Origin of the sequence: Mesorhizobium sp. M0119 (assembly GCF_040322615.1) — a bacterium.
GTDB lineage: Bacteria > Pseudomonadota > Alphaproteobacteria > Rhizobiales > Rhizobiaceae > Mesorhizobium.
In genome coordinates this window covers 69,565-93,172 of the sequence record NZ_JAMYTU010000022.1, presented here as the reverse complement: position 1 = coordinate 93,172, position 23,608 = coordinate 69,565, and the positions used below count along the sequence as shown (strand labels likewise).

General features: G+C 64.4%; 26 protein-coding genes. 6 read left to right on the top strand and 20 right to left on the bottom strand.

What is annotated here, in order from left to right; translation table 11 throughout:
- Window positions 1–154: 154 nt before the first annotated feature.
- The 6 genes from NKJ40_RS20590 to NKJ40_RS20565 all read right to left on the bottom strand — a co-directional run bounded on the left by NKJ40_RS20590 (window position 155) and on the right by NKJ40_RS20565 (window position 7,864).
- Window positions 155–1,099, bottom strand: coding sequence for a DUF4167 domain-containing protein (locus tag NKJ40_RS20590; protein WP_352467615.1), 945 nt, complete (start codon window positions 1,097–1,099; stop codon window positions 155–157).
- A 331-nt stretch (window positions 1,100–1,430) separates the two neighbouring features.
- Entirely contained in the window at window positions 1,431–2,309 is an 879-nt protein-coding gene (prmC, locus tag NKJ40_RS20585; protein WP_352467614.1) for a peptide chain release factor N(5)-glutamine methyltransferase, read from the bottom strand.
- The gene (gene prfA, locus NKJ40_RS20580) at window positions 2,302–3,381 is read right to left on the bottom strand and encodes a peptide chain release factor 1 (RefSeq protein ID WP_352467613.1); all 1,080 of its coding nucleotides are present in this window, start codon (window positions 3,379–3,381) and stop codon (window positions 2,302–2,304) included. Before prfA ends, prmC begins: the two co-directional genes overlap by 8 nt.
- 8 nt (window positions 3,382–3,389) lie before the next feature.
- Window positions 3,390–5,660 carry a phosphoenolpyruvate--protein phosphotransferase gene (ptsP, locus tag NKJ40_RS20575; RefSeq protein ID WP_292661374.1) on the bottom strand — a complete coding sequence of 757 codons (2,271 nt, stop codon included), beginning with the start codon at window positions 5,658–5,660 and terminating at the stop codon, window positions 3,390–3,392.
- A gap of 181 nt (window positions 5,661–5,841) precedes the next feature.
- Entirely contained in the window at window positions 5,842–7,095 is a 1,254-nt protein-coding gene (locus tag NKJ40_RS20570) for an aspartate kinase (RefSeq protein WP_254816709.1), read from the bottom strand.
- A 199-nt stretch (window positions 7,096–7,294) separates the two neighbouring features.
- Complete coding sequence (locus NKJ40_RS20565) at window positions 7,295–7,864, bottom strand: putative glycolipid-binding domain-containing protein (RefSeq protein WP_352467612.1); 570 nt, start codon at window positions 7,862–7,864, stop codon at window positions 7,295–7,297.
- Between the two features lie 214 nt (window positions 7,865–8,078).
- Here NKJ40_RS20565 and ubiG point away from each other — a divergent pair, with 214 nt between their 5' ends.
- Complete coding sequence (gene ubiG / locus NKJ40_RS20560; protein WP_352467611.1) at window positions 8,079–8,828, top strand: bifunctional 2-polyprenyl-6-hydroxyphenol methylase/3-demethylubiquinol 3-O-methyltransferase UbiG; 750 nt, start codon at window positions 8,079–8,081, stop codon at window positions 8,826–8,828.
- 18 nt (window positions 8,829–8,846) lie between these two features.
- Here the strand turns inward: ubiG and NKJ40_RS20555 are convergent, their stop codons facing one another.
- Window positions 8,847–9,737: a DMT family transporter gene (locus NKJ40_RS20555; protein WP_352467610.1), complete on the bottom strand. Its 891-nt coding sequence runs from the start codon at window positions 9,735–9,737 to the stop codon at window positions 8,847–8,849.
- Between the two features lie 101 nt (window positions 9,738–9,838).
- On the opposite strand from NKJ40_RS20555, the gene NKJ40_RS20550 reads away from it, so the two are divergent.
- Window positions 9,839–10,324, top strand: coding sequence for a MarR family winged helix-turn-helix transcriptional regulator (locus NKJ40_RS20550; RefSeq protein WP_352467609.1), 486 nt, complete (start codon window positions 9,839–9,841; stop codon window positions 10,322–10,324).
- Window positions 10,325–10,362: 38 nt separating this feature from the next.
- Here the strand turns inward: NKJ40_RS20550 and NKJ40_RS20545 are convergent, their stop codons facing one another.
- Window positions 10,363–11,016 (bottom strand): Vgb family protein, encoded by a 654-nt coding sequence (locus NKJ40_RS20545; RefSeq protein WP_352467608.1) that lies wholly within the window; start codon window positions 11,014–11,016, stop codon window positions 10,363–10,365.
- A gap of 9 nt (window positions 11,017–11,025) precedes the next feature.
- The gene (locus NKJ40_RS20540) at window positions 11,026–12,246 is read right to left on the bottom strand and encodes a helix-turn-helix domain-containing protein (protein ID WP_352467607.1); all 1,221 of its coding nucleotides are present in this window, start codon (window positions 12,244–12,246) and stop codon (window positions 11,026–11,028) included.
- 159 nt (window positions 12,247–12,405) lie between these two features.
- On the opposite strand from NKJ40_RS20540, the gene NKJ40_RS20535 reads away from it, so the two are divergent.
- Window positions 12,406–13,206, top strand: a complete 801-nt coding sequence (locus NKJ40_RS20535) for an SDR family NAD(P)-dependent oxidoreductase (protein WP_352467606.1) — start codon at window positions 12,406–12,408, stop codon at window positions 13,204–13,206.
- 144 nt (window positions 13,207–13,350) lie between these two features.
- On the opposite strand, the gene NKJ40_RS20530 is transcribed toward NKJ40_RS20535, so the two are convergent.
- From NKJ40_RS20530 to NKJ40_RS20515, 4 genes are read right to left on the bottom strand one after another with little or no spacing between them, the layout of a single operon-like run.
- Window positions 13,351–13,776, bottom strand: coding sequence for a DUF1178 family protein (locus NKJ40_RS20530; RefSeq protein ID WP_352467605.1), 426 nt, complete (start codon window positions 13,774–13,776; stop codon window positions 13,351–13,353).
- Window positions 13,773–14,657, bottom strand: coding sequence for a carbon-nitrogen hydrolase family protein (locus NKJ40_RS20525; protein ID WP_352467604.1), 885 nt, complete (start codon window positions 14,655–14,657; stop codon window positions 13,773–13,775). Before NKJ40_RS20525 ends, NKJ40_RS20530 begins: the two co-directional genes overlap by 4 nt.
- 10 nt (window positions 14,658–14,667) lie before the next feature.
- Window positions 14,668–14,937: a glutaredoxin 3 gene (gene grxC / locus NKJ40_RS20520; RefSeq protein ID WP_352467602.1), complete on the bottom strand. Its 270-nt coding sequence runs from the start codon at window positions 14,935–14,937 to the stop codon at window positions 14,668–14,670.
- A gap of 37 nt (window positions 14,938–14,974) precedes the next feature.
- Window positions 14,975–15,775, bottom strand: coding sequence for a ComF family protein (locus NKJ40_RS20515; RefSeq protein WP_352467601.1), 801 nt, complete (start codon window positions 15,773–15,775; stop codon window positions 14,975–14,977).
- 54 nt (window positions 15,776–15,829) lie between these two features.
- Here NKJ40_RS20515 and NKJ40_RS20510 point away from each other — a divergent pair, with 54 nt between their 5' ends.
- Window positions 15,830–16,702: a methyltransferase domain-containing protein gene (locus tag NKJ40_RS20510; RefSeq protein ID WP_352467600.1), complete on the top strand. Its 873-nt coding sequence runs from the start codon at window positions 15,830–15,832 to the stop codon at window positions 16,700–16,702.
- A gap of 51 nt (window positions 16,703–16,753) precedes the next feature.
- Here the strand turns inward: NKJ40_RS20510 and NKJ40_RS20505 are convergent, their stop codons facing one another.
- The 5 genes from NKJ40_RS20505 to argJ all read right to left on the bottom strand — a co-directional run bounded on the left by NKJ40_RS20505 (window position 16,754) and on the right by argJ (window position 19,914).
- Window positions 16,754–16,933, bottom strand: coding sequence for a Flp family type IVb pilin (locus NKJ40_RS20505; protein WP_352467599.1), 180 nt, complete (start codon window positions 16,931–16,933; stop codon window positions 16,754–16,756).
- Between the two features lie 109 nt (window positions 16,934–17,042).
- A complete protein-coding gene (locus NKJ40_RS20500) occupies window positions 17,043–17,348 on the bottom strand; it encodes a hypothetical protein (protein WP_352467598.1) in 306 nt (101 codons plus the stop codon).
- A 126-nt stretch (window positions 17,349–17,474) separates the two neighbouring features.
- Complete coding sequence (locus tag NKJ40_RS20495) at window positions 17,475–17,897, bottom strand: (deoxy)nucleoside triphosphate pyrophosphohydrolase (RefSeq protein WP_352467597.1); 423 nt, start codon at window positions 17,895–17,897, stop codon at window positions 17,475–17,477.
- Window positions 17,894–18,673: a GNAT family N-acetyltransferase gene (locus tag NKJ40_RS20490; protein WP_352467596.1), complete on the bottom strand. Its 780-nt coding sequence runs from the start codon at window positions 18,671–18,673 to the stop codon at window positions 17,894–17,896. The genes NKJ40_RS20495 and NKJ40_RS20490 overlap by 4 nt, the downstream gene beginning before the upstream one ends.
- Window positions 18,673–19,914 carry a bifunctional glutamate N-acetyltransferase/amino-acid acetyltransferase ArgJ gene (argJ, locus tag NKJ40_RS20485; RefSeq protein WP_352467594.1) on the bottom strand — a complete coding sequence of 414 codons (1,242 nt, stop codon included), beginning with the start codon at window positions 19,912–19,914 and terminating at the stop codon, window positions 18,673–18,675. Before argJ ends, NKJ40_RS20490 begins: the two co-directional genes overlap by 1 nt.
- A gap of 181 nt (window positions 19,915–20,095) precedes the next feature.
- On the opposite strand from argJ, the gene NKJ40_RS20480 reads away from it, so the two are divergent.
- Window positions 20,096–21,322: a caspase family protein gene (locus NKJ40_RS20480; RefSeq protein WP_352467593.1), complete on the top strand. Its 1,227-nt coding sequence runs from the start codon at window positions 20,096–20,098 to the stop codon at window positions 21,320–21,322.
- Window positions 21,323–21,325: 3 nt separating this feature from the next.
- Here the strand turns inward: NKJ40_RS20480 and NKJ40_RS20475 are convergent, their stop codons facing one another.
- Window positions 21,326–21,562 (bottom strand): putative antibiotic biosynthesis monooxygenase, encoded by a 237-nt coding sequence (locus NKJ40_RS20475; protein WP_352456657.1) that lies wholly within the window; start codon window positions 21,560–21,562, stop codon window positions 21,326–21,328.
- Window positions 21,563–21,673: 111 nt separating this feature from the next.
- Here NKJ40_RS20475 and NKJ40_RS20470 point away from each other — a divergent pair, with 111 nt between their 5' ends.
- Entirely contained in the window at window positions 21,674–22,318 is a 645-nt protein-coding gene (locus NKJ40_RS20470) for a TetR/AcrR family transcriptional regulator (RefSeq protein ID WP_352467592.1), read from the top strand.
- Between the two features lie 273 nt (window positions 22,319–22,591).
- On the opposite strand, the gene NKJ40_RS20465 is transcribed toward NKJ40_RS20470, so the two are convergent.
- Entirely contained in the window at window positions 22,592–23,509 is a 918-nt protein-coding gene (locus NKJ40_RS20465; protein ID WP_352467590.1) for a peptidylprolyl isomerase, read from the bottom strand.
- Window positions 23,510–23,608 lie beyond the last annotated feature (99 nt).

Genomic DNA, 23,608 nt, shown 5'->3' with positions numbered 1-23,608 from the left:
CTCGCCGCTGACGAGAGAGCTGCTACTCTCTCCCAGCGGTTCATTCTCGCCTCTTCGCAATGAATGTCATAAGACAAGCGCGTCGCATGAGGCCGGTCGACGCGACGCGCTTTAGGGTAAAGGAAGCGCTAAGATCGGCTGAACGTTTTTTCGATCAATTCTCGACGTCTGCGATCACAGCTTGACCGCCGGGGCCTTCAGCCGGCGCTGCATCGACATTGCCAGCGTCGGTGTTGCCAGTTTCGGCATTGCTTGTCCCGGCACTGTCAGGGCCGTCGTTGTCGTTGCCGCCATTTGCCTGTTCGACATCGAGGCGCGGGCGACGCGGACGCCTGGGGCGGCGGGCCGGGCTGCTTTCGGCAGCGGCTTCGTTGAGCTCGGCCTGGGCGGCGAGACCCGCCGGCGAAAGGTTGTCGAATTGCGGTGAGGGCTCGCTCACAAAGACCGGCTCAGCGGCCGGCACGGGCTCCGCCTGCGCCGGCGTCTCGTCGCGCCGTGGCTGTTCGACGCGCTGGCCACCCTGCTGCTCGCCGCGCGAGCTATACTCGCCGCGCTGGCCGTTCTGGCCGTAACCGCCATTGGGGCGACGGTCGCGGTGGCGTCCGCCATTGTTGTCGCGGCCGTCACGGTTATCGCGACCGCCGCGATTGTCGCGGCTGTTTTCCTGGTTCAGCGCCAGCTCGGCCGGCGTGCCATCGATGACCGGCTGCGGGCCGGCACCGTGATTGGCCGAAGCCGAAGCCTCGTTGGCATTGTTGTTGCCGGCATTGTCGAACTCGTCGCGATCCTCGTCGCCATCATCGTCGAAATCGTCGCGATTCTGCTGGGCGTTCTGGATCGGCATCTGCGCCTGAGCGGCTGCGATGATGCGGTTATAGTGCTCTGCATGCTGGAGATAGTTTTCCGCCATCACCCGGTCGCCGGAGCTTTGCGCGTCACGGGCAAGGGTTGCGTACTTCTCGGCAATCTGCTGAGCCGATCCGCGGATCTTCACGTCCGGGCCGTTGCTCTCGTAGTTGCGCGTCAGGGGATTCGGCCCCTTACGGTTGTTGTTGTTATTGTTGTTGCCGCCGCCGCCATTGTTGTTGCGACCGCGCATGCGCCTGTTTTGCTGTTGTGGCCTCATTAGACTCTCTTCACTTTGAAATTTTCGAAAAACTCTTCACGAACGGAGGCGCTCATGCGGCCAGCCGTTTCGTTCCTTCACCGGCGTTCGCCCGCATCAATTGCGTTGGCGCCACGTGCCATCCTGTTCCGGTTACTTCACTTGCCGGACGATTCCCGCACGAAGCTTGGGCGTCGTTTGCGCAAGAAGGCAGCTATTTCCAAGGAAAACCGAATCGCTAAGAGCACTGCCTGCTTCGTCTCATCCGGTTAAGGCGACCCTAGCCGCATTCCCCGGTATTGCCAAGCGCTTTTTTCGCACTGCATCACGACTTCCACCGTTCGAACACAAGAACTCTGTCGTTTCCGCCTAGATCACGAAACACCCCGACCGAACGGTACCCGGCCGCGGAGAATATCTCTGTAACCTGTTGGTGCTGCGTATGGCCGATCTCGACCGCAATCCTGCCTTGGAGTTCCAAATACGCTGCCGCTCCTGCGGCGATCTTCCTGTAGGGGCTCAGACCGTCCACGCCGCCATCGAGGGCCTGGCGTGGATCGAAACCGCGGACCTCGTCCTGCAGATTTCCAATGTCGTCTGAGGGTATATAGGGAGGGTTTGCGACAATTACATGGTACCGGCCAGAAACTTTTTCAAACCAGTCGGATTTGAGCGCCGTGAACCGGCCGGCGAGCCCCAATTCCCCGGCATTACGCATGGCTGTGGCCAGCGCCTCCTGCGAAATGTCGACGCCGGTGGCGGTCGCGGCCGGAACGGCGCTGAGCAGCGCCAGCGCGATGGCACCGGTACCGGTCCCTAGATCGAGGATGCGGCAGCCGCCCTCGCGTGCCGCCATTGCCTTGACGAAGGGCAGTATAGCCTCGACCAGCGTTTCGGTATCCGGCCGTGGCTCCAGCGTTTGCGGCGAAAGCGAAAGGCGCAAGCCGTAGAATTCGCGGTAGCCAAGGATCCGGTGTACCGGCTCGCCGGCGATGCGCCGCCGCAAGGCGGCTTCGATTGCCGCCGTCACGTCCGCATCGACCGCTCGCCCGGGATCGGCGATGGCCTGCGTGCGACTGGTGCCGGAAAAATGCTCGACGATCAGCCTGGCATCGAGCGCCGGATCCGCAACCCCCGCTGCGGCAAGCCGGTTTCGTGCCTCCCGTAACAGCGGCGCCAGCGTGCGGGGTAGGCTGTCAGCCATCGATGCCGATATCGGCGAGCAGCTTCGACTGGTGGTCGGCGATCAGCGCGTCGATGATCTCGTCGAGCTCGCCCATCATCACCCGGTCGAGCTTGTAGAGCGTCAGGTTGATGCGATGGTCGGTGACGCGCCCCTGCGGAAAATTATAGGTACGGATGCGCTCCGAGCGGTCGCCCGAGCCGACCTGCGACTTGCGCGATTCGGAGCGTTCCTCGTCCGCCTTGCTGCGCTCGAGGTCATAGAGCCTGGCGCGCAGGATCTGCATGGCCTTCGCCCGGTTCTGGTGCTGCGACTTTTCCGCCTGCACCACCATGATGCCGGTCGGCAGATGTGTGATGCGCACGGCCGAATCGGTGGTGTTGACGTGCTGGCCGCCGGAACCCGAGGCGCGCATCGTATCGATGCGAATGTCTTCTGCCCTGATCTCGATATCGACCTCTTCGGCTTCCGGCAGCACCGCGACAGTCGCCGCCGAGGTATGAATGCGTCCGCCCGCCTCGGTCGTCGGCACACGCTGCACCCGGTGCACGCCGGATTCAAACTTCAAATGGGCAAAGACGCCCTTGCCCGAAACGGTGGCGATGATTTCCTTGTAGCCGCCGACCTCGCCTTCGCTGGCCGACACCGTCTCGAAACGCCAGCCATGCGCCGCGGCATAGCGTTCGTACATGCGAAACAGGTCGCCGGCGAAAAGCGCCGCCTCGTCGCCGCCGGTGCCGGCGCGGATTTCGAGGATGGCGTTCTTGTCGTCGGCGGCATCCCTGGGCAACAGCAGGATCTGGATGTCCTTCTGCAGCGCCTCGATGCGATCTTTGACCTCCGGCAGGTCGGCCTCGGCCAAGGCGCGCATCTCGGCGTCGGTGCCCTTGTCGGCGAGCATCGCCTCCAGATCGGCCTGTTCGCGCTCGGCGGCGCGCAGTGTCCTGATCTTTGCCGCCATCTCCTGGATGTCGGCATATTCGGAGGCCATCCTGACATAGGCATCCGGCGCCGGCCCGGCCGACATCTGCGCTTCGAGCATGTCGAAACGCTTGACGACTTGATCCATACGGTCGCGGGGCAGGTTGATCATGGCGAAGTCTATAGCGGTATAGAGCGGTCGTCGGCAAAGGCTTGCAGCAGCGCCCGCATCGGCAGGCCATGCGCCGGCGCCATCAGATTGTCGTCGAAGAACGCTTCCAGCTCGCTGAGCGGCAGTTCCGTCAGCATCGCCTTGACCGGGCCGATCGATGCCGGCGACATCGAGATCGAGCGGTAGCCAAGGCCGATCAGCGCCATCGCCGAAATCGGCTTGCCAGCCAGTTCGCCGCACAGGGTCACCGGCGTATGGTTGCGCGCCCCGGCGTCGGCAATCTGCTTCAGGACGCGCAGGAACGGCGTCGAGAGCGGGTCGAAGCGGTCGGACAATTGGGTGTTGCCGCGATCCACCGCCATGACGAACTGGAACAGGTCGTTCGAGCCGACCGAGACGAAATCGACCGCCTTCATCAGCTCGTCGAGCTGGAACAGCAGCGACGGTACCTCCAGCATCGCCCCGAGCTTCAGGCTGGTCGGCAAATGATGGGCAAAACGCGACAAATGCCGCACCTCGCGATCGATGATCTCGCGCGCCTGCGCGATCTCGCCGAGTTCCGTCACCATTGGCAGCATCAGCTTCAGTTCGCGTCCACCGCACGCCTTGAGCAGCGCGCGGATCTGGGTGCGCAGCAATCCGGGCCGGTCGAGCGTCAGGCGGATGGCGCGCCAGCCGAGCGCCGGGTTCTCTTCCTGGATCGAGCCCTTGAAATAGGGCAGCACCTTGTCGCCGCCGATATCGATAGTGCGGAACGTCACCGGCTTGCCGCGCGCCGCCTCGAGCACGTCACGATAGAGCCGCTCCTGCGCTTCGGCGCGCGGAAAGGTCGAGGCGACCATGAATTGCAGCTCGGTGCGGAACAGGCCGATGCCGGCCGCGCCGGCTTCGGCCAGTTGCGGCAGATCGACCGCCAGCCCGGCATTCATCAGAAGATCGACCTGGACACCGTCCTTGGTCACCGACGGCTTCTTGCGCAGTTCGCGGTAGACCTCCTGCCGCCGCGCCCTGAAGCGCACTTTCTCGGCATAGGCCGCCTCGAGGTCGGGCTGCGGGCGCAAATGGATCGCGCCTTCCTCGCCGTCGACGATGATGGCATCGCCGTTTTCCGCCATGGAAACGGCGCCCTTCATCTGGCCGGCGACGGGTATCCCCATGGCCCGCGCCACGATGACGACATGGCTGGTCGCGGCGCCGTCCTCCAGCACCAGCCCGCGCAGTTTGTCCCTGGGATAATCGAGCAGCTCGGCAGCACCCATCGAGCGGGCGACGATGATGGCGTCCTTGGGCAGCGAGGCCGCGACGTCCTCCGGCCCGCGCCCCATCAGCTGCCGCAGCAGCCGATTGGCGAGATCGTCGAAATCGCTCATCCGTTCGCGCAGGTACGGATCGGTCATGTGCAGCATGCGGGCACGCATGTCGCTCTGCACCTTTTCGACCGCCGCTTCGGCCGTCAGGCCGTTGCGGATCGCCTCCTCGAGCCGGCGTACCCAGCCACGGTCGTTGGCGAACATGCGATAGGCTTCGAGCACCTGGCGATGCTCGCCCTCGAAGGCGACGTCGCGGCGCTCCAGCATGTCGTCGATGGACAGCCTGAGCGAGCCGAGGGACGCGTCGAGCCGCCTGACCTCTTCCTCGCTGTCCTCGTTGAAAAGATTGGTGACGACGATGCGCGGCTCGTGCAGCACCACATGGCCGAGACCGACGCCTTCGTTGAAGGACAGGCCGGTAAAGCTTACCGGGCGGCGCAGATCGAGCTCGAGGCCGGGCCTTGTCAGCCGCTCCAGATCGCCGGTGGCGATCATCTCGGCGATCACCATCGCCGTTGTTTCCAGCGCCTCGACCTCGTCGTCGCGATAATGGCGCATGGTCTTGTTCTGCACGACCAGAACGCCGAGCGTCCGCCCTGCCCGCAGCACCGGCACGCCGAGGAAGGAATTGTATATTTCTTCCCCAGTCTCCGGCAGGTAGGCGAAGGCAGGATGCTCCTGCGCATTGGAGAGGTTGAGCGGCCGTGCCGAGGCCGCAATCGTGCCGACCAAGCCTTGGCCCAGCCTGAGCTGCGCCAGGTGGACGGCGTTCGGGTTCAGGCCTTCGGTGGCGTAGAGTTCGAGCACCGAATCGGCGCGCAGCACATAGAGCGAGCAGACCTCGGCAACCATGTTGGAGGCGATGTCGCGCACGATTCGGTCAAGCCGCTCCTGCGGCTCCAGCGGCTCTTGCATGAGCTCGCGGAGCCGTTTCAGCAAAACGCGCGGGCCACTGGCCGAATCACGCATCGCGGCTTCTTCTCCAATAGCGTTTCAACCGGTGCAGGTTGCCCTGCACAGCGGCACAAACGCAACAACTCAATTAGAGCGCCATCGTCCAATTGGACGCATAAAGGCCGCTCCAAGACTTTCGATCCGCTGCATCCTGCCTTCCGAAAATCGACTCCCGATTTCGGGCCGATGCAGTCTGCTACTGCTTATCCAGACCGTACACGGAATGCAAAGTGCGAACTGCTAGTTCCGTATAGGGACCGTCGATCAGGATCGAAATCTTGATTTCGGACGTTGTGATGGCGCGGATGTTGATCGCGCGGTCGGCCAGCGCCTTGAAGGCGGTGGCGGCGACACCGGCATGGCTGCGCATGCCGATGCCGATGACCGAGACCTTCGACATGCCGGCTTCCGACTGCACCACATCGTAGCCGATCGTCGCCTTCAGCCGCTCGAGCACGGCAAGCGCCTTGTCGACGTCGCCGGATGGCACGGTGAAGGTCATGTCAGTGAACTTGCCGTCCTCGGAAATGTTCTGGACGATCATGTCGACATTGATGTTGGCCTCGGCCAGCGGCCCGAAAATGCCGGCGGCGACGCCCGGCCGGTCGCCGACGCGGCGCAGCGAAATCTGCGCTTCGTCCTTGGCATAGGCAATTCCGGTGACGACCTGCTGTTCCACGATCTCTTCCTCGTCGCAAATAAGCGTTCCCGGCGGATTGAGCAAATCCCCCATTCCGGGTGCATCGGGATCGTCGAAGGACGACCGCACAAAGGTACGCACCCTGTGCACCATGGCAAGCTCGACCGAGCGCACCTGCAGGACCTTGGCCCCCAGCGAGGCCATTTCGAGCATTTCCTCGAAGGAAATCTTGGCCAGCCGCCGCGCCTTCGGCTCGATGCGCGGATCGGTCGTGTAGACCCCGTCGACATCGGTGTAGATATCGCAGCGGTCGGCCTTGACCGCCGCCGCGATGGCGACTGCGCTGGTATCGGAACCGCCGCGGCCGAGCGTTGCGATCCGATTGTCCGGCCCGATGCCCTGGAAACCGGCGACCACCGCCACCTGGCCTTCGCCGAAGCGCTTGATCAGGAACGCACCGTCGATATCGAGAATGCGCGCCGCGCCATGTGCGTTGTCGGTCTTGATCGGGATCTGCCAACCTTGCCAGGAGCGGGCATGCACGCCGATATTCTGCAGCGCGATCGCCAGCAAGCCGGCGGTGACCTGCTCGCCGGACGCGACGACGGCGTCATATTCGCGCGCATCGTGCATCGGCGAGGCCTCGCGCGTCCATTGCACGAGCTCGTTGGTCTTGCCGGCCATTGCCGAGACCACGACTGCGACCTCATGGCCGGCGTCGACCTCGCGTTTGACATGACGCGCCACATTGCGGATGCGGGCGATGTCGGCGACGGACGTTCCGCCGAATTTCATCACGATGCGCGCCATGGAAGCGAAATGCCTTTGACTGGATGCCGGACCGAAGGCCGAAGAGCGGAAAAATGCGCCAAGCTGCGGCCGGGCGCTCAATGCGCGGCCTCCTTAGCCAAATGATAGTCGTTTCGCAAGGCGTGCCGCCGCTGCCGGCCGGGCGACACACCAGCGCAGCATCGCGCCTGCACTGCTTCTTGCCACAATGATGCGCGCTTCAGCCCAGCTGTGCCATGGCTCTCCACAGGCGCGGATAGTCGAGGACGAAACCGAGCGGCGAGACCTCCAGCATCTCATTGTAGCCGAACATCGGGGCGGCATAGGCGTAGTGTGCCGCATCGACGCGCTGGTAGCTCTGTTCCAGGCGAACGAGCCTGAGTTCGGGAAATGTCAGATAGGCTGCCGGGGCGGGCGTCGCCATGCCGACATCGAGGGCAAAACGGCGAAGCGCCAAAAGGTTTGTGGCGGGCGTGAAGCCGAGATCGACATCGATGAGACCGTCGACTTCCGCTTGATGCTCGCCGTTCAGCGTCCATTGGCGCTCGGTCAGCCGGTCGATCCCATAATGCAGCTCTTGCGTGCCGAGAAAGCCGTCGGCGCGCGCCGAGCTTGTATGCCAGTCGGCATCGCAGTCCACCTCGTAGGCGATGCCGCACGGCTTGCCGTCCTGGACGAAAAGCGCGTGTCCCCTGAGGTTCCACCCGGAACTCGCTTCCGACAGCAGGCAAGCGTCGTGGCCTTCCTGGTCAAGCCGGTGCCAAAGAATGGAAGCTACCGCTCGCACCATTGCGCACTCCTCCGAACCCGATGTCTCTGCTTCGTCCGCCAGAGCCTAGGTGTTTCCTTCCGGCACACCATCAACTGACACGTGCTGACACAAATGCAGCCGGCAAAAGGCGGCACCGGCAGGCATCGCGCGCGTCGCGCCGCCGGCGGTGAATTTCGCGCCTTGACATTCGCAGCCTCGCGCCCGACTTCCTAGCGTCCGAGGAGACCACGCCATGCCTGAGCCCCGACGATCGACGATCGATGCCGGAGAGGTGGAACGCTTTTCCGCCCTTGCCGCCGAATGGTGGAACCCGAACGGCAAGTTCCGCCCGTTGCACAAGTTCAACCCGATCCGGCTTGCCTATATCCGTGACCAGGTGGCAGCTCGCTTCGGCCGCGATCCGCGTGCGGCACGGCCGTTCGAAGGCCTGCGCTTCCTCGACATAGGCTGCGGCGGCGGGCTGTTGTGCGAGCCGATGGCGCGGCTTGGCGCCGAAGTGGTCGGCGCCGATGCCTCAGTCACCAACATCGAAGTGGCCAAGCTGCATGCGGCGGAAGTCGGCGTGAGCGTTGATTACCGCGCCACGACCGCGGAAGATCTGGCCGACGCCGGCGAAAAATTCGACGTCGTCCTCAACATGGAAGTGGTCGAGCATGTCGCCGATGTCGATCTGTTCCTGGCCAAATGCGGCGAGATGGTCAAGCCTGGCGGCATCATGTTCGTCGCCACCATCAACCGCACCCTGAAGGCCCTGGGCCTGGCCATCATCGGCGCCGAATACGTGCTGCGCTGGCTGCCCCGCGGCACCCACCAGTTCGGCAAGCTGGTGCGCCCCGAGGAACTCGAAAAGGCGCTTTCCGGCGCCGGCCTGACCGTCATCGACCGCACCGGCGTCACCTACAACCCGCTCGCCGACCGCTGGCAGCGCTCGAAGGACATGGACGTCAACTACATGGTGCTGGCGGAGAAGGCATCCGTCTGAACCTTACGCCGTCTGGCCCTATGTCTTCTGGCTTTGCGCCTTGGTGGTGATGAACACGCCGGCGGTGATGATGATGGCACCGGCCCAGGTCAGCAATTGATAGCGCTCGTCGAGGAAGAGGGTCCCGGCAAACAGCCCGACCGCCGCCGCGACATAGCCGATCTGGCTGAGATAGACCGGGCCGCCGACCGCTTGCAGCCGGAAGAAGAAGGCGAACATCGCCGAGGCTGATGCCACCTGTGCCGCAGCGACCAGCGGCACGCCGCCGAGCGAGCCGAACGCATTGCCGCCCAGCAGGACCAGAATGCCGGAAAACAGCATCAAGGCTGCTGCCAGATGACTGCCGACGGCAAGCTCGATCGGGCCGGTGCCTTCGGGCCAGTCGACGGTGCGGTAGATGTTACCGGCGGCGAGGCTGACCGGGATGAGCAGGCCCATCGCCACCCAGAAAAATTCGGCCGGCTGGCCCGCTTCGCCGCGCGTCACCGCCACCATGACTGCGCCGACGAAACCGACGGCAATGCCGATGATGCCCAGCATGGTCGGGCGCCTGACGCCGAGCAGCATCGAGAACACCAGCGTGACGACCGGCGACAGCGTGAACATGATGCCGCTGTAACCGGCACCCAGATGCGGAATGGCTGAAAACATCAGCAGATTGGGGATTGCGTAGGAGACGGCCGCGGTGACGAAGAAATAGCGCAGTCTGTGCGGCGTAAGCCGCATGCGCTTCCCGTTGAGCAGCAATGCGCACAAAAGCACGCCGCCGGCACCAAGCGAGATGACGAAGGCCCAGACCATGGCGGGCACGGCGGCCGCCGTCGCGATCTTGCCGAACGGCAGCGTCAGGCCGAGCAGGCCGCCGGTGACGACCAGAAGGCCAAGCGCCGAGTCCCAGAGAAATTTCATCGCACCGTCCCGTCGCCCGTTCGCGGCACTTGGCCAATATCGCAAGCTGATGTAAGATAAGGTAAAGATTCTTCACGTCAAGATACATAACGGTGAGAGACATGGATCGCGCAGCAAAAGCGATCGAGCAATGGAAAAAGGAACGGCCGGATCTCGATGTCTCGCCAATGGCCGTGCTCGGACGGTTGAGCGAGGCCGCCTCGCTGATCGCACGAGAGCGGCTGGCGCCGCTGTTTGCAAGTTACGGGCTGCAATCCGGAGAATTCGACGTGCTGGCGACGCTGCGTCGTTCCGGGCCGCCATACGCGCTGACGCCGACGGCTCTCTACGAGGCGACAATGGTGACGTCGGGCGCGATGACCAACCGCCTCGATCGGCTCGAGAAATCCGGCTTGATCACGCGCGGGCCGCATCCTGACGATCGCCGCGGGATTGTTGTGCAACTGACCGGGAAGGGCCTCGCTCTGATCGACGAGGCGGTGGCCGCCCACGTCGCCAACGAGCACCAGATACTTTCTGGGTTAGCACGCCCGGAGCAGATCATGCTCGCACGCCTGCTCGAAAAACTGATAGCGAGCCTGAACTAACCGAACCGGCCAAGCGGCGGGCCGAGGGATGGAAAAGCTCAAATCTTGGCCGCCGAGCCACGTTTGGGGCGGCGAACAGCTCTGATCTTGCCGCTGTTTCCGCCGCCACAGAAAAACTGGTCACCGCCATCGGATTCGAGCCCCGACACGCCTGTTCCCGGCGGCATATCGAGCTTCTCCAGGACCTTTCCCGTTTCAGGATCGATCCGCCGGACATCGCTCTCCTCACCCTCCCAGGTGCCATGCCAAAGCTCGCCGTCGACCCAGCTGACCCCGGTAACGACGCGGTTGGAAACGATGGTGCGAAGGATTGCTCCTGTCTCGGGATCGACCTGATGAATCTTTCGGCCCCGGTGCTGCCCGACCCAGAGCGTTCCTTCGGCCCAGGCGAGCCCGGAATCACCGCCATTGCCAGGCGCCGGGATCGACGCCAGCACCTGGCCATTCTTCGGATCGATCTTCTGGATGCGATCCTCGGCGATCTGATAGAGGTGCTGGCCGTCGAAGGCCGTTCCGGCGTGTGCCGCAACATCGATCGAGCGCACCACTTTGCCGCTCGCCGGATCGAAGGCGTTCAATCTGTCGCCTGACGCAAACCAGACATGCTCACCGTCGAAGGTAACGCCGTCCACGTGGTCGACACCCGGAAAGGGTCCATATTCACGGAGGATTTCGGCTGCGGATCGTTTCATAATTCCATCCTAGTAGCCCGGCAGTGGGCCAGGGAGTAACAAGATTGTCGGGAAACCCGGCAGCGGCGGGGTCATCCAGCGACGCGCCCGCCCGCGGCCGAACGACTGCACCTTGCGGGCCTGGGCGAGCTGCTCGAGCGCCCGCTGCACGGTACGCGAACTGGCTCCAAGCGCAATCGCCAGGGCCGAACTCGACCAAGACTCGCCGTCGGCGAGGAAGGCGAGTACGGCGGCATGCTCTTCTTCGACGGGCGGCGCCAACACGACGACCTCACCTGCGCGGCGCGGCGCCAGCGCAAAGCCCCGCTTCGTCGCACTCACATCGGCCAACGTCCGAAGCTCCGCGCGAAGCCGCCCGGCTTCGACCCGTAACCGTGCGCGATGTGATTCGTCCGCGTCCTTTCCGCGGAAAGCACGCGCAATAAGCGTCGATCTTGCCACGTCCCCCGGCCAGGCTTCGGCCAGCGCACGGGCCAGCGCGAACAGCACCGGTCGGGTCGCCAGCGAGACGACGGTGTCTGCGACTCGAACGACATTGCGACACGCATCCACCACGAGCGCCCCCGACGCCAGGAGGGCTTCGACTTCGTCGAGCAGGAGGGGCCGTTCCTCGCCACGCACGACAAGGCGTGCGGCCGGCGTGTCCAACACCAGCGATGCGCTCTCCACCTCCGCCATCAGCGCGGGGATGCCGGACGCGCGCGCCGCCCGCGCCGCCACGCCAAGTGCGGCGCGCGCAGGGCCGGTCCGCAAGCGGCGGATGGCGATGCCGGCGACAGCCAGCTCGTGGGCGGCCCGCGATGCCGGCGGCAGCGGCGAGGGATCGAAGCCGTCCAGCCTGCGCTCGGCTTCGTCGAGATGGCCGATCAGCAGCAAGCGCCGAACTTCGAGGTTGCGCGCATGCGCGGCGTTGACGCGGTCGCCATGCTTTTCAAGCGTCGCCCGCGCGGCGTCGAGCGCCTTGGCCGGCCAGGCGAGGTCGCGCGAGACGAGCGCGATCTCGGCCTCGGCGACGACACACCGCGCGCGGGCCACTGCCTCCCTCGGGCTGAATGCGTGCGCCGCCCTCTTGAGGAGAACCTTCGCCCGAACCAGGTCACCAAGCTGCGCCATCGCGATACCGCGCAACGCCAGTGCCGGCGCATCGTCGCGCAGCGCAACCCGCTTCAAGGCGCCGAGCGGATCGCCCGCCGCAAGCGCATGCGCCGCGGCTGTGATCAGCGAGTCCATCGGAATCCCGTCACACTTGTCACTCCCATGGCTTCGACGTCCGGCGCTAAGTCCATCTCACCAACCAGTCGTATCGACAACGGCGACTGTAGCCAACCTGAGTTGCGGCGCGATTGTGCACTGAGTTCGAACGCAACGATAAGCATTAGGAGAGACGCAATGAAGATCGAAGGTTCAACCATCCTGGTGACTGGAGCCAATCGGGGCATCGGTCGGGCACTGGTCGAGGAAGCCCTGAGCAGAGGCGTAAAGCGTGTCTATGCCGCAACCCGCCAAACCATGGCCCACCCAGACCGGCGCGTGACGTCCCTGACCATGGATGTAACCAATGCCGCGCAGATCCGGGCGGCCATCGAGAAGATCGATGCTCTCGATATCCTCATCAACAACGCCGGCGTATCGCCCTTCGATGACCTCAGCGACCGTCGTGTGCTCGAACAACAGCTCGCCGTAAACCTCTTCGGCTCGTATGACGTTACCCAGGCTCTGCTGCCGTTGCTGGCCCGGTCGCGGGGAGCCATCGTCAACATTCTGTCGCTGGCCTCGATTGCCGCCGTGCCGTTCAGTCCGGCCTACTCGGTCTCGAAGGCGGCCTCATTCTCCCTGTCACAGTCGCTGCGCACCCTCCTGGCCGGACGGGGTGTCAGCGTCCACAGGGTCCTTCCCGGCCCCGTGGACACGGACATGACCCGGGGCCTGGACATAGCGAAGGCCTCTCCGGAGTCTGTTGCGCGGGCAATCCTGGACGGCGTGGAGAACGGCGAGGAGGAAATCTTCCCCGATCCCATGTCGGAATCCCTGGCGGAGGGCTGGCGCAGCAGTGCGGTTAAGGCGCTTGAACGCCAGTTTGCAGCCTATGCGGAAGCAAGCCCGTCCAGTGAAGCAAGCCCGTCAAGCAGTGGGCATGAAGGAAAAAGCGAAACGATTACCCGAGAAGCCCATCCTTGCTGCTCGGCCTGAAACTGCGAACGCTGGTGAAGGGGGCGGCAGCATCGCCGCTCCCGACGCAGCCGGTCGGCTGTCGCAGGTGACGGCGCCGACTTTCACGATCACGGCGCTGCCTGGCGAAGAGATGCCTCGCTATGTCTGGAGCAGGTTGACGGATCAGTTGCGGTCGTCGGGGAAGCTTGGAATAGGCAAGAACTCGACGCCGTCATCGGCGAGGCTCTTGGCCTCCTCCAGCGTCGCCTCGCCATAGATGCCGCGTGGATCACTCTCGCCAAAGTGGATCTTGCGCGCTTCCTCGGCAAATTTGTCGCCGACATAGTCGGCGTTCTCGCGCACCTTCTCCGCCATGGCCTTGAGCTGGGCCAGCGCCTGCTTTTGCGCCTCGCCCATGGCCAGCGCGATCTTTTCCTGGTTGCGCCCGGTCGAGACGGCAGGCGCCATCAGCGCCTTCTCGACCTTGTGCGAGCCGCAGGCCGGGCAATCGACGAAACCGCGCCTCTTCTGTGTGTCGAAATCGTCGTTGCTGCGGAACCAGGCCTCGAATTCGTGCTCGTGCTCGCAGATCAGGGAAAAGCGGATCAAGAGGCGGCACCCCTGAGCGGCATTGCCTCCGCCGAACCGGCGTTTACGGCAAAATCGCGTGCGTTTTTGAGATTCGGTATCTTCTTGCGCGCGGCGACTGACTGCGCCGCGTCGATCTCGGCGACGATCACCGCCGGCTCGTCATGGGCAGCCTCGGCGACGATGCGGCCCCAAGGATCGACGATCAACGAATGGCCATAGGTTTCGCGGCCGTCCTCGTGCACTCCGCCTTGCGCGGCGGCAACCACATAGGCGCCGTTTTCGATGGCGCGCGCCCTGAGCAGCACATGCCAATGCGCTTCGCCGGTCTGGCGGGTGAAGGCGGCGGGCACCGAAAGCAGATCGGCGCCGGCCAGCGCCTCGGCACGGAACAGCTGCGGAAAGCGCAGATCGTAGCAGACGGCAAAGCCGAGCTTCGCGCCATTGATTTCGGCAACGACGGCCTCGGTGCCTGGCTCATAGGCGGCGGATTCGCGCCAGCTCTCGCCATTGTCGAGATCGACATCGAACATGTGGATCTTGTCGTAGGTGGCAATCGTGGCGCCGTCCGGCCCGAACAGAAGGGCGCGGTTGGCAAGCTTGCCGTCGGCGCGCAGAATGGCGGTCGAGCCGACATGCAGGAAGATTCCGAGCTCGCTGGCCAGCCTCCGCGACGTCGAGACGACGATGTCCTTGTCTTCGGAGGTGAAGGAAGCGGCCCGCGCTTGGCTGTCGCGGATCAGAGCGCCGGTCATTTCCGGGGTCTGGACATAGGTCGCGCCAAGGCCTGCCGCCTGGCGCACCAGCCGTTCCAGATCGACCGCATTGCGCTCCGGGCTGGTTCCCGAACGCATCTGGATCGCCGCCGCCTTGAAAGCACCCCCCGACTTGATGGCACCCATGGTCATGTCCTTATCTGGTCGAGCCGTTAGCGAGCAATCTGTCCAGCCGTCCTTCAGCCTCCAATTCGTGGAGATCGTCGGAGCCGCCGACATGTGTGCCGCCGATGAATATCTGCGGAAAGGTGGAACGGCCATGGGCCCGGGAGATCATTTCCTGGCGCAGTTCCGGCGAGAAGGAGGCGTCGTGCTCGATATAGGCGACACCCTTCCTGTCGAGCAGCCGCTTGGCCGCGGTGCAATAGCCGCACATCATCCGCGTGTAGATCGTCACATCGACCATCGGTCAGCAACCCTGCCTCGTTCCGCTGTCATATAGGCTATATAGGCGCCGATTCGTCGGCCCGAAAGTCCCCCGGCAGCACGCGCGCGAAGGTCAATACGTCGACCGCGCCGGCACCGCCCTTCTTCAATGCCCTGGCGACCGCGCGGACGGTGGCGCCGGTGGTGTAGACATCGTCGATCAATAGCACCCGGCGGCCGGCGATTTCGATCTCCGCCTCGTCAGGCACTTTGAATGCGGCGCGAACATTTTCCTCGCGTTCCCGCCGCTCCAGCCCGACCTGCTGGCGCGTGAGTTTGACGCGCTTGATGGCTGATGGCGCGAAAGGCCGCTCCCCGAGCTGCGCCACGGCCCGCGCCAGTTCCGCCGACTGGTTGAACTGCCGCCTGAAGAAACGCCGCCAGTGCAGCGGCACCGGCACGACCACGTCGGCCTCGGCGATGAGTTCGGCACCGGCGCGAAGCATCCAGCGCGCCATCCACGGCGCCAGATCGGTCCGATCCTGGTATTTCAGCCCTTGCACCATCTGGCGGGCAACGCCGGAATAGGCGACCGCCGCCCGCGCGCGCTCGAACGGCGGCGGGTCGGCTATCGCCTCTGCCGACAGGAACCCCTCACCCATATTGTGGGTGAACGGCGTGCCCATCACCGGGCACCATGGCCGTTCCAGCAGCCTGAGTTTCGGCCAGCAGGCGCCGCACAACACGCCGGGCTGCGAGACATGGCGGCGGCAGCCGGCGCAGACCGGCGGGAACAAGAGGCGCGCCGGCCAGCCCACTGCCTTTCGGGCAATGCTCTTGATCGCAATACGCTTGATCTCTGGCATTGGATCGGCCACGTGATTGGTCCTCCGCATCACTATATCAGAGAGCGAAGCACAAGGACCTGCCCATTGCAGCCTGTAATCGACACCTCGCTCTGGCTGGCGCGCAAGCGCCGGGCACTGGCCCGTCCCATCGCCGGCGCGGATTTCCTCATGCGGCGGGCAGCCGAGGATCTTGCCGACCGGCTCGGCGCTGTCGAGCGTAGATTCGGCAAGGCGGCCTCATTGTTTTGCCAGACGCCGGCAGCAGCAGAGGTGCTCGCCGAAAGCGGCAAGGTGACGAAAAACGTGCGCGTCGAAGCCGACGCCGCTTTCCTGGGCGGCCAGCCAGGAGTGGTGGCGCCGTTGGAAACCGTGCCATTCGAGCCGGAAAGCCTCGACCTCGCAGTGTCGCTGCTGTCGCTGCAGGCGATGAACGACATTCCCGGCATGCTGGTGCAGATCCGCCGGGCGCTGAAGCCGGACGGGCTTTTTCTCGGCGCTTTCGCCGGCACAGGCACGCTTTCCGAGCTGCGCGAAAGCCTGCTTGCCGCCGAGACCGAGCTCTATGGCGGCGCCAGCCCGCGTGTGATCCCGTTCACCGACGTCCGCGACGCCGGCGCGCTGCTGCAGCGCGCCGGCCTGGCGCTGCCGGTTGCCGACGTCGAGACGATCACGGTGCGTTACGATTCCCTCTTTGGCCTGGTCGCCGACCTGCGCGCCATGGGCGAGACCAGCGCGCTTGTCGACCGCAGCAGGCGGCCGGGCACGCGAGCGCTGTTCGCGCGCGCCGCCGAAATCTATGCGGAGCGGTTTTCGGATGCCGATGGCCGCGTCAGGGCGAGTTTCTCGGTGGTCTGGATGTCAGGCTGGGCGCCCGATGCCTCTCAGCAAAAACCGCTGAAGCCGGGCTCCGCAAAAATATCGCTGAAGACGATCCTGGAAAATCCCGGCGGCCCCTGACCGGATCCTTGCGCAAAAAGCTAAGCGTATCCCACGCAAAAACTAAGCGGGTCACTGCGCAAAAGCGTTGGCAAGCTTGCTGCTGTTGTCGCTGAATAGCCACTGAATCGCACCGGCAGCCCGGCCGACGCCAGCGACAATGGCAAGCGACAGCACGGCAACGATCAAACCATATTCGATAGCCGTCGCACCCCTCTCGTCTTCTAAAAATCGTTGCAGCAAGACTTTCATGGGCGCCCATCCCTCTTGCCCGAACCTAGCGCCGACCCGTTAAGAAAGGTTAACGCGACAGGCTTAACGGGCAGTGAAACAGCTGCATTGTAGAGATCTGTTGAGGACGTCAGCAGTCGCCGCTGCTTCTGCCATCGGCCCGTATAACGCAGACCGAACTGGGCAGCGGCTGCAGCACGCTCTTGCGTAGCGTATAGCTATCGCGCTGGCCGATCGAGCCGGTGCTCATCGTATCAAGGCCGTCGCGGGCAAACTGCGACCGGGTCCGGCTGTCGAGGTAGGGCGTCGCGATCAACGCCAGCGCCACCGCGGCCGAGCCGAACAAAAGGGTGATGCGCAGTATTCCCATGCCGGCATTGGCGGCGCCAGGAAGGCGGTCGGGCCAAGGCGAGTCCCAGTCCTTGTCGAAGCTCATGCAAATCGCTCCCCAGCGGTGGAATCGGCGTAACCGCCTTGCGTCAATTTTTCACGGCCAGATAAATCTTTCATTAACGCTGCCGATATCGCGTTGCGGAGCTGCCCGGTTTACGGAGGTCGGCCGTTACAGCAGATCGATGAGGAACTGGATCAGCGGGGCATCGGCCGGCGGCATTGGAAAATCGCGCATCTGGCGCGGCCGCACCCATTTCAGCACCTGGCCTTCCTTCGGCTGCGCAATGCCACGGAAGCGACGGCAGACGAACAGCGGCATCAGCAGGTGAAAATCATCGTAGGAATGGCTGGCAAAGGTGAGTGGCGCCAGGCAAGGGATGTCGGTCTCGATGCCGACCTCCTCGTACAATTCGCGGATCAGGCATTGTTCCGGCGTCTCGCCAGGCTCGACCTTGCCGCCCGGAAACTCCCACAGGCCGGCGAGTTGCTTGCCTTCGGGCCGCTGCGCCAAAAGCACGCGCCCGTCAGCATCGACCAGCGCGCAGGCCGCGACCAGGAGTAGGCGTTTGCCGACCGTATCCAAGCCGCTCATGCGCCTTGTGGCCGGCGATAGTGATAGCGATAGACTTCGTCGAATCCGAGCGAACGGTAGAGCGCCAGCGCCGGCGCGTTGTCCGCCTCGACCTGCAGCCAGGCTTCCCGCGCCCCGCGCAGCCGCGCCCATTTCAACGCCGACCGGATGAGGTGGCGGCCATGGCCCTGGTTGCGCACCGATCTGTCGGTGGCGATCTCGAAAAGCCCGGCAAGGTCGCCGTCATGCACGCAGATCAACGTTGCCAGCGGCTCGCTGCCGGCCTCCAGCGCAAACAGCCCCGCCTCCGGCTGGATGGCGCCGATGATCTCCGACAGGCCCGGCCGCAGCGACACATGCGAACCGCTCACCTTGAGCGCCGCGCCGATGAAACGGCTGATGTCCTTCAGCGGAATCTGGTCCATGGCATCTTCGAGCGCGGCGTCCGCCAACGGCAGCCGCATGACCAGCGATTCAGCGAATGTGCTCCAGCCCTCGCTGTCGAGGTACTTTGAAAGATCAGGCCCCGACAGCGGCGAGATGCGAAAGGTCAGCGGCCTGCCATAGGCGTCGAAGCGGCGGCTGGCGCGGCCGATGCGCTCGGCGATATGCTGGATGTCGCCCGGATCGAGCGGATTGACCGAATTCAGCCGCTTGGCCGGATGGCCGGCCGTCAGCCGCACCACCCAGGTGCCGTCATAATGGACAGCGGCCGCCGGCCAGGCGCGAAAGCCCGCCGCCTCGTAGCGGCGCACGATCGCCAACACGCTTGCCGGATGTCTGGAAGCCAACGCCATCAGCTCCGATAATCGCCATTGATGGCGACATATTCCTTGGTGAGATCGCAGGTCCACACCGTCGCCTTGCCGCGGCCGATGCCGATATCGGCGTGGATGCGGATCTCGTCGCGCTTCATATACGCCGAAGTCGCCTCCTCGGAATAGGCGGCGTCGCGCTCGCCCTGATACGCCAGGCGGTTGTCGCCGAACCAGATCGACAGAAGGTCGCGGTCGGCCGGTTCGCCGGCCTTACCGACGGCCATGACGACGCGGCCCCAATTGGCGTCCTCGCCGGCGACTGCCGTCTTGACCAGCGGCGAATTGGCGATCGACAGCGCGATGCGCTTGGCCGAGCGGGCCGATTTGGCCCCGGTGACGGTGACCTCGACCTGCTTGCGGGCGCCCTCGCCGTCGCGCACCACCTGCAGTGCCAGCGATTTCAGCACCTTGCCGAGGGCACGGCGGAACGTGCCGAGGCGCGCATCCTTGGGGTCGAAAATAGCCGGCGCGCCGCGCCTGGCGGCAGCACCCGTGGCGAACATCAGCAGCGTGTCGCTGGTCGAGGTGTCGCTGTCGACGGTAACCGCGTTGAAGGTCTTGGACGTGCCGCGCGACAAGAGGTCCTGCAGCACCGGTGCTGCGATCGGCGCATCGGTGGCGATGAAGGAAAGCATCGTCGCCATGTCGGGCGCGATCATCCCGGCGCCCTTGGCGATACCGTTGATGGTGACGTCGGCATCGCCGAGCTTGACCGTCGCGGTCGCCAGTTTGGGATAGGTGTCGGTGGTCATGATCGCCTTGGCGGCTTCGGTCCACAATTCCGGCCTGCCGTCCTTGACCAGCCCGGCCAGCAGATGGCTGAACTTGCCGGCGTCGAGCGGTTCGCCGATGACACCGGTCGAGGCCAGGAACACCTCGCCCGCTGTGCAGCCGGCCGCTTTCGCCGCCACCTCGCCCGTGAGTGCCGTCGAGGCCCGGCCCTTCTGGCCGGTAAAGGCATTGGCATTGCCGGAATTGACGACCAGCACGCGTGCCTTGCCAGCGGTGAGGTTCTGCCGGCAGAAATCGACCGGCGCCGACGGGCACTTTGATTTGGTGAAGACGCCGGCGACGGTGGTGCCGGCGTCGAACACCATGGCCAGCAAGTCGGTGCGGTTCTTGTATTTTATGCCGGCCTCGGCGGTGGCGATGCGCACGCCCTCGATCACCGGCATCTTGGGATATTTCTTCGGCGCGAGCGGCGAAACCTGTGTGGACATGGAAGACCCCGGGCGGGAAAAATCGCGAAAGGAACGCCGGTTTGCCCGATAGCAGGCGCTGGCGCAAGGCGTTTTCACAGCCGTTACGGGTGCCGGACGCCTGACACCGCCTCATGCCGCAAGCAAGGCTGTTGCAAATTTGTTGACGTCGCTGCGGCCGATAGCGCTATGATCCTGCCCGATGGGCAGGCTTGTGGTCTTGGCACTGGCGTTTCTGGGCTTTCTGCTGCTGCGCGCGGATGCGCAGACGGCGCGGCGCGTAGCGCTTGTGGTAGGCAACGGCAGCTACGCCGAAGCCGGCACGCTGGCCAATCCTGTCAACGATGCGCTCGACATCGCCGACAAGCTGCGCGCCATCGGTTTCGAGGTGATCGAAGGCAACGATCTCGGCAAGCGCGAGCTCGAACACAAGATCGGCGAATTCTCCGACGCGCTGCAGGGCGCCGGTGCCGGGCTGTTCTACTATGCCGGCCACGGCCTGCAGGTCGACGGGCGCAACTTCATCGTGCCGGTCGATGCGAGGCTGGACATGCCGGTCAAGCTCCAGCTCGAGGCGGTGCCGATCGACGAGGTTCTCGACATCATGGAGCAGCAGACCAAGGTCAGCCTGGTCTTCCTCGATGCCTGCCGCAACAACCCGTTTGCCCGAAGTCTCAGCCGCAGCGCCACGACACGCTCGGCGACGGCCCTCGCCGGCCTTGCCCAGTTCGAGTCGACACGCGGCTCGTTCATCGCCTTCTCGACGGCACCCGGCGCTGTCGCAATGGACGGGACGGGGCGCAACTCGCCCTTTGCCGCGGCACTTTTGCGGCATATGGCCGAACCCGGACAAAGCATCAACGACATGATGATCGCGGTGCGCCGCGACGTCGTTTCCGCAACGCGCGAGGCGCAGCGTCCGTGGGAGCAGGGATCGCTGCTCGAGCGCTTCGAATTCGTGCCGGGCCGAGACACTGCCCAGCAACCGAAACCGGCCGTCAGCCCGGCGCCCGCGTCTGAGATGGCTGCGCTCGAACGCTCCGTCGGCGACAAGGGTGCCATCGAAAAATTTCTGCGCGAGGACTATCTGGCGCCTGATGCCACGGCGATGCGCGAAACTGTCAAGCGGCTTTACGGTTCGTCGGCCACCATCTACGGCACGCGCTACGACAGCGAGGCCATCGTCAAGGTCAAGGCCGACTGGTTCGCGCAATGGGCGTCGTGGTCGTTCGGTCTCGAGCCCGGCAGCCTCGAGGTGACGCCGCACGGCAAGGATCGTGCCGACGTGGTTTTCGCCATGAGCTACGATTATGTGCCGAAGGACAAATCGGCGCAGCGCCTGACCGGCAAGGCGCGGGTGACGCTGGAACTCGTTATGACTGACGGCGCGTGGCGCGTTGCGTCGGAAACGTCGCAAGCGCTGGAATGAACATCACCGGACCGCTGGGTTGATGAACCCGCGAAACGCCCGCTGCACACCCGGAATCAGTCCCCAGATCATGATCGAGACCATCAGCGGCGCGATGACCAGCGTACGTTGCCAGATTTGCCATTCCTGCGTCAGCGGAAAAACCACGTACAAAATGGCAGTGATCAGCGGATAGACGCCGAGCAGCACCAGCAGGGCGAAGCGCAGGCGCGAAAAGCGGGTGGCGGCGGTCGAAGTCATTGTTGTTCTCCTTATCGTTACGGAACGTTTCGTTACATATAAAACGGATCGTTCCGTTTCGTCAAGAGGTCGTGTATTGTGGCTGCTGAAATCGCGGGTAAGGAAGAAGAGATGGGCGAAACCACCGATCCCGGGCGCAAGTCGGCCGGCGCACGGCGCAGCCCCGAAAGCGCCGATGCCATTCTCGATGCCGCCGAGGCGGTGCTGGTCGAAGCCGGTTATTCCGGCTTCTCGATCGAGGCGGTGGCGCGGCGCGCACGCGCGGGAAAACCGACGATCTATCGCTGGTGGCCAAGCAAGGCCGCCCTGCTGCTCGACGTTTATCAACGGCAAAAGCGCGTCGACAATCCCGATACCGGGAACCTTGAGCAGGATCTCGTCGGCTTCCTGAAGAGCTTGTTCGCGCACTGGCGCGACACATCGTCGGGCAGCGTGTTCAGATCGCTGATTGCCGAGGCGCAGTCGGACGAAAAAGCGGCCGCCGCCCTCGCCGAATACGCAAGCCGGCGTCGCGTCCACACCAGCCAGATGGTCGAGCGCGCCAAGGCAAGGGGAGAGGTGGCAGCCGACGTCGATGCCGCTGTTGTCGCCGACCTGATTGCCTCGTTTGCCTGGGCGCACCTTCTGACAGACCGCCTGGACGACGACGAAGCGATCTTACGCAGGGCGGTCGGCTATATCTTGAAAGGCATTCTCGCTGACGATGCCGGCGACGCCACGGCGGTTCGGCGGCGTCGACGCATCATCGCTCGGTAGAAGCGACAGAGGAAGCACCCGGTCGTCGTGGAGACAATCAGACGTTCAATTGTTGGCGTCGGCGCCGCCCCTCATCGCCCTGCCGGGCACTTCTCCCCGTATAGTGACAGGGAGAAGGAACGCCTTCGCAAAGGATGTCGCCAATCTCCTGCGTTGCAGAAGGGGTGCTAAGGCTGCGGCCAGCCCCTTCTCCCCGTCACTATACGGGGAGAAGGTGCCGGCAGGCGGATGAGGGGCAGCGCTGACATCAATAATTGATGTGATCGCCCTCGCCTATTTGGCGCTTTCCAGTGCGTCGACCGTCTTCTTCAGGTTCGCATCGGGGATGTCGACCTTGGCGTTGGCGCGCAGCGACTTGACCAGCGCGAAATACTTGTCGCGGATGACCGCCTGGCGCGCCTGGTCCTTGACCTCGTCGAAGGCCGGCGGCTGCTTGGTGCGCTTGTCCTCGACCTTGATGACGTGCCAGCCGAACTGCGACTGCACCGGCTGCTCGGTGTATTTGCCGACCGCCAGCGCAAACGCCGCCTTGTCGAATTCCGGCACCATCTGGCCAGGCCCGAACCAGCCGAGATCGCCGCCGCTGGTCTTGCCGCTCGGATCGCTGGTGTGCTCGTTGGCGAGTTTCTGGAAGTCGGCGCCGCCGTCGAGCTGCTTGATGATGGCGTCTGCCTCTTCCTTCGTCTTCACGAGGATGTGACGGGCGTGCACCTCATTGCTGGGCGGCGTGTTGGCGATTTCCTGGTCGTAGCGGGCGCGGACCTCGGCATCGGTAACCTTGTCGACGACGCCCTTCTCGACCATTTCGCCATGCAGCGCGCGCTGCTGCAGGAAGGCCATGCGGCGCTGGAAGTCGGGATCCTTATCGAGGCCAGTGGTCACCGCCTGAGCCGCCATGACGCGGATTTCGATCGCCGCCGACAGTGCCGCGGCGCGGCGCTGCTCGGGCGGAAGCTGCGCGAACTGCTGCGACAGTTCGCCCTCGGCAAGCCCAAGGTCTGCCTCGGTCAGCGTCTGGCCGTTGATGGTGGCGACCACGGCGTTCGGATCAACCGGCTTGGCCGCCGGGGCGGGTGCTGCCGGCTGGGCAGGGGCGGCTTCCTGCGCCATCAGCGGCGACAGCGAGAGGGCCGACAGTCCGAATGCCAGACCAAGGCTGGCGAGCGACGCGCGGCGGAACAACAAGGACATTACGATTATCTCCAAAGCGGGGTAGCTAGAGCGGAATGGCTTCCAGACCAGCAGGATTGTGGCGGAATTTGGCGCGGTCGACAGGGCGAGCGCGGCGTT